The following is a 1567-nucleotide window of genomic DNA, read 5'->3' as shown; positions in this document are numbered from 1 at the left end:
GGAAAACTTTAGGTTTTTTAACTCCGCATGAGGTCTTCGGAAAACTGTTGCATTAGCAACTTGAATCTACCGTGTCCCTATTTTATTTTTATTATTTTATTAAGATATTGTGTGTAAAAAAATTAGAATATCTAATGTCAAGGGTTGGCTCAAAAGATTAAATATATTCCTTTATATTTTTGCCTTTAAGATTTATTAAATTTTATCTTTTTAAAATCTATTTCTTTTATATTTTTAGGAATATTAAAATATTCTAATAACTTGTTCCAATCTTTATCTCTAATAGTAACTACTTCTTTTAAATAAAAGCTAACCCAAATATTACCAATTTTAGACTTAAGCGATTCTTTATAGAGTTTGCTTTTTGTGATATTTACATATGTTTCATCAATATCAATTCCAATAAACCTTCTGCCTAATCTTTTTGCTGCAATAACTGTTGTTCCAGTTCCGACAAATGGATCGAATACAATATCATTTTCATCTGTACTCATTAGAATTATTCGTTCTAACAAATGTATCGGTAATTGACATGGATGTTCATCTCTATATTTGTTGTGTTTTATACGATGAATATCTGTCCAAACATCAGAAACTAATGGGCCAAATGAGTGTAAGCTCGCTTTTTTCCCACCATAATCTTTTAGGAGATAGTCACATTTTCTGCATCGTTTATGCGGATAACGAATTTCATAAAACTTACTTTTTTTTAAATCCTTCACATAATACAAAATACCATAATGAGAAGGTTGTAAGGTTTTTCCCATTGGTGCAGAAGGTGCATCCCAGGCAATCCAATGTTTAAAGTATGCGATTTCATTTAAAAAACTTGAATAATAGGTTAGCCATTTAGGAATATTATGTACAAATATAGAGCCAGTAGGCTTTGTAATTCTAACCATTTCATATATCCACTGTTTACACCAAGCCAAATACGTATTAAATTCCTTATTATCTTTATATCCATTATATTTCTTCTTTAAATTAAAAGGAGGATCTGCAAATGTTATGTCTACTGAATTATCTGGAATATTTTTTATAACTTCCAAACAATCCCCCAAAATTATCCTATTAATATATTCATTGATCATTAACAAGTAGCTCCTTTAATAATTGCTTAAATCGTTCTAACTCTTCTTCATGAAATGTAAAAACATCCTCATAAGCTGTTACCATTCTTTTTAGGTCATTCTTTCTTACATACCAACCAATACCATCAACGAAACCTAAAAAATGAGCATCAGAATAATGTTCTTTAATTAAAGAATCAATTGAAATTTCTGCCTTTGACTTATCACCTTGACCTGAAGATGTGGTAACTAAATATGAGCACTCAATAATTATTTTTGGGCTCATTTTGTTAGGAATGATAAAGTCCATTCTTCGTTTTTCATCTGGAGCATTATTTATTAGTTCTCCTAAATCTCCCCCCTCAAATCCGATTCCCATTTCATCCAGAATATTTTCGATAACTACTTCCGGATTATTCTCTTTCTTGCCTGAATAGGAACCTTTTTCTTTATAACGAATCAATGTATCAATCAACGCATCTATTTCGAAATTTAGC

2 protein-coding genes are annotated in these 1567 nt (G+C 29.7%); both read right to left on the bottom strand.

Translation table 11 applies throughout. The annotated features are described in order from the left end of the window. Window positions 1-185 precede the first annotated feature (185 nt). Complete coding sequence (locus COZ07_RS10470; protein WP_406608512.1) at window positions 186-1091, bottom strand: site-specific DNA-methyltransferase; 906 nt, start codon at window positions 1089-1091, stop codon at window positions 186-188. Continuing rightward, window positions 1081-1567: DpnII family type II restriction endonuclease (locus COZ07_RS10465; protein ID WP_406608511.1), on the bottom strand; the 487-nt coding region annotated here is incomplete at its 5' end. The genes COZ07_RS10465 and COZ07_RS10470, both read right to left, overlap by 11 nt.

This window comes from Candidatus Infernicultor aquiphilus (assembly GCF_002784285.1).
GTDB lineage: Bacteria > Atribacterota > Phoenicimicrobiia > Phoenicimicrobiales > Phoenicimicrobiaceae > Infernicultor > Infernicultor aquiphilus.
This window is presented reverse-complemented; position numbering and strand designations above follow the sequence as displayed.